Here is a 3,799-nt window from a genome sequence, read left to right as displayed (position 1 = left end):
GAACTCCTGGTTCAAATCACCTTCCTCTAAACGGTTAACGTTTTTAACAATTAACTGAAAGCTTGATTTTAAATCAGCCGCTTCATCTTCTTCTATCTTTAATAACCCTGCAACCTTAGCTGCATCGTTATCATAAGCTTTCTGAATATCAAACGTTAATACATCACCTTTTTTAAGGCCAATCAACGAAGCTTTAATGGCTTCATCCTTGATCTGGTCTAAACGCACAGATGCGGTATTGCTTATCCCACCCTCAAAAACACTACCATCCGGAGAAAGCTGAACCAATTCGCTGTAAAGCACGTCATCATCTGCCGATACGTCAGGATTTGTCATTTTGCCATAACTGCGGCGAATATTTTTGATACGTGAAGCCAATGTTTCCTCATCAACTTTGATTACGTATTGGGTAACCTTATCTTTTGATGAAAAGTCGATATTAAACTCAGGAGCTAAGCCCAGCTCATAGTTAAATTCAAAATCATCATTAAAATCCCAGTTATATTCCTTTTCGTTATCAAGCTTAGGTAGCGGCTGGCCTAACACCTGCAGCTTCTGCTCGTCTATGTAATTGGTTAAAGTATCCTGTAATAAGTTATTGATCTCGTCAACCAATATGCTTTTACCGTACATTCTTTTTATATGTGATGCTGGCACCATACCCGGGCGAAAACCCGGTAATTTTGCTTTTTTTGCGTTTTCCTTTATCGCTTTATCAACGCGTGGCTGATAATCTTCGGGGTTGATGTTGATCTTAACAACAGCATTCAGGGCATCTACTTTTTCCTGTGTAATATTCATCTTTCTACCGGGTATTTTAATTGATCTATTGAAACCGTAGACCGAAAATCAATTGCGGACTATACAAATTTCGAGGCGCAAAAGTATGAATTTATTTTTAATTTAAACAGTAATTACTTTACCGGCACAACTGACTAAAATATTAATCAGGCGTTGGTATACTCACGAGAGGTGTATATAAGGGGTGCACCTAATTCTGCCTCTAACTTGGCAAGTGTTTTCAGCGTTAAGTTATGGTTTCCTTTAAGCCACTTATTAATTTCAGATGGCTTTTTATTCATTTTTGTAGCCAGATCCTTTTGTGTATAGCCCCTCTCCCGCATTAGTTCGTTGATTCTAACTACGATGTCGGTATACTGGCGAACAAAAATGCGTACCTCCTGTGGAGTTTCATCCTGTATCCTTTGTGCTACTTTACTTCTCATACATTTTTTATTTTAAAGAAAAATTTCTTCGGTGTAATTGGCAGAAAGAATTCTTCTTTTACTTTCATCAATTATAATTTCACCTTCCCTTAATGCGTCTTCAATACGTTTTGCAAACTGGCAAGCTTCAACCCATTTTAGGTGAATATCCTTACTGTCTTGATTTGTCCAGGCAGATTTGATGCCGCCATTGAACAAAATGACAATATCGTTCCGGTTATTAACTCGCAAAGCGTACAAACGGAGTGGAAAATTAGGATATGCAAACAGTATTTGTCTTATTTTTACCTTTCCTGCATTTGGTAGCCCGGAAACTTGATTCTCCTGCCGGTTAAACAACGCGTCAATTGCTCCATGGTCATTACCTATACTATCAAGTACAAAACTCAACAATTGCTGCGTTGGTAATTTTAATTCAGGAATCGCATCGTATTTATTAAAAAATTTATCCGTTTCACTTTCCGTTGCATCCTCCAGCCGCACGCTGTAAAATACACATTTTTCACCTTCATTATCCCACACCTCCAATGCAAATATATTCACTTATAAGTTAATTTACAATTTAAACGCCCATTTACTTCGCCATAAATTTCACAACCTGATTTTTTACCGGCTTAATAGTTTTAACATAAGCGTATATTGCTTCCAGATCGCCGACTTTCATCCCCGCGTACTTGTACCAGGGCATAATTGATTGAAATTCACCCGGTTTTACACTAAGCATTTTTTTGGTACTATCAGCATATAGCTTAAAATGGCTTACAAATTGTTCCTTAGTCCATGAACCAATACCTGTAGCTTTATCCGCCGTTATATTGTCCGACCGTACAATCCCTGCTCCGGGTATAGTAAACTCCCGCCCACCGGCATATTCAAGCCCGGCTATTATTTTACCCTGATTTACCTGGCTATGGCAATCTTTACAGGCTGCAATGGTTACCAGGTATTCGCCRTACTTAAGGGTATCTTTTTCGCTGGGTACAGTACCCAATGTTGCCTTTTGCGGCATGGTATGTACCAGTACATTTAACGGAAAATCAAGTTTACCTTTAGGATAATTTGTTTCGATAGGTTTAAGGCTGCGCAGGTAGGCAATAACACTATACACATCCTCCCTGCTCATTTTTGAATAGCTTGGCCAGGGCATCAGCGGGAATATAGCCGAACCATCCTTTTTAACACCGGTTGTAATAGCGCGAAAGAGCTCACCATCGGTCCAGTTACCTAAATGGTATGGTGTAATGTTGGGCACTGCTACATTACCCGGAAAACCTACACTGGCATCAAACTTTTCGCCGCCTTTGCCTTCGGTACCCGTTATCATAGGGCCGGCAAATTTAGTCCAGTCGCGGGTGGAGTGGCAATCCATACACAAGGTTACATGGTTGGCCAGGTACCTGCCCCGCTCAATACGCTGCGGGGTGGCATCTACTTTAATATTAGCGGGGTCGCCAACATTGGGCAGGGCCAGCGTAATATACGATACGCCGCCAACTACAATTAAAATTACAGCTACTACAGCGTAAGCTGTATACTTTAAAAACTTTTTCATGATAAGGTTATTAGGTTGAGGTTTTTACTTTCAGGCTACATCAATCAACCTTTTTTACAGTTGATGCTCCTGATTTATCGTTATTTACTGTTGATGGTGAACCCTTATAATCAATATCGGCGGCACCACTTGAGTGTATATTTAATGTTTTTAATACGTTGATCCGGCAATGGCTTACTCCCGAAGTGTTGATCACATAATCGCCAACCACAAAATCAAAGGCATTGATCTTAGATACCCCGCTTGATTCTACATGGTGTGATGCCGCCTGCCCGGTTAAATTCAGTTCACTCATGCCACTGCCTTCGGTTACTACATTGGCGGCGTTCAGATCAAGGTTTATCCTGGTAGCGCCCGACAGGTCAAACTTAATATCGCCGGTATTTATTTTACCAATTGAAGAAACAGTTACCGCGCCCGATGCACCAATTTCTTTCAGATGACGGATCCCTACGTTAACCACAATACTATCTTCCTTGCAAAAATTCTTTTTAGATTTAATGGTTAACTGGTTCCCTTCAACAGATGTTGATACATATTTAAGCAGGTTATCATCGCCCGTAATGCTGATGGTTAATGAACTATCCTGTTTTAAATTAACCTTAAATTCACCAGAAATATCCAGTTTGGTAAACTCATTGGCCTTACGGTTTTCGGTAGTAACGTTACCAGATCCGTGTACGCACCTGAAACGGCATGATGAAAATGCACTAACCGATACAATAGCAATTAGTACTGCGATATTTAAACTAAACTTTTTCATGGTATTTCTTTTTTATGACGCTGTTTATAAACAGGAAGTTACATCAAAAATAAAAAAAGCTACCGCATTTGAGCGATAGCTTTTCAAAATATATGATGGACTTTTGCAAAAGCTGGTTTTATAATTAAAGGACGGCTAAATCATTCTCGTTTTTAGCTATAGTGCCATTGGTTACTTTATCGTTGTAAGTATCGGCAACAAAGTTATTGTTGTTTACACTTGATTGTAAGTTGTGGTTTAAGGTATACATAGTAGCTG

5 protein-coding genes are annotated in these 3,799 nt (G+C 39.5%); all 5 read right to left on the bottom strand.

What is annotated here, in order from left to right; translation table 11 throughout:
* A partial coding sequence (locus tag AC1DPZ_RS23700; protein ID WP_477408109.1) for a trigger factor occupies positions 1-801 on the bottom strand: 801 nt, incomplete at its 3' end.
* Positions 802-947: 146 nt separating this feature from the next.
* Complete coding sequence (locus tag AC1DPZ_RS23695; RefSeq protein WP_477408107.1) at positions 948-1,226, bottom strand: helix-turn-helix domain-containing protein; 279 nt, start codon at positions 1,224-1,226, stop codon at positions 948-950.
* A 12-nt stretch (positions 1,227-1,238) separates the two neighbouring features.
* Positions 1,239-1,769 carry a hypothetical protein gene (locus tag AC1DPZ_RS23690; RefSeq protein ID WP_477408105.1) on the bottom strand — a complete coding sequence of 177 codons (531 nt, stop codon included), beginning with the start codon at positions 1,767-1,769 and terminating at the stop codon, positions 1,239-1,241.
* A gap of 31 nt (positions 1,770-1,800) precedes the next feature.
* The gene (locus AC1DPZ_RS23685) at positions 1,801-2,778 is read right to left on the bottom strand and encodes a c-type cytochrome (protein WP_477408103.1); all 978 of its coding nucleotides are present in this window, start codon (positions 2,776-2,778) and stop codon (positions 1,801-1,803) included.
* A 40-nt stretch (positions 2,779-2,818) separates the two neighbouring features.
* Positions 2,819-3,541 carry a head GIN domain-containing protein gene (locus AC1DPZ_RS23680; protein ID WP_477408101.1) on the bottom strand — a complete coding sequence of 241 codons (723 nt, stop codon included), beginning with the start codon at positions 3,539-3,541 and terminating at the stop codon, positions 2,819-2,821.
* Between the last annotated feature and the right edge of the window lie 258 nt (positions 3,542-3,799).

This window comes from Mucilaginibacter sp. P4_G9 (assembly GCF_056400985.1).
The sequence above is the reverse complement of the archived record's forward strand: the minus strand, read 5'-3'. Positions and strand labels throughout refer to the sequence as shown.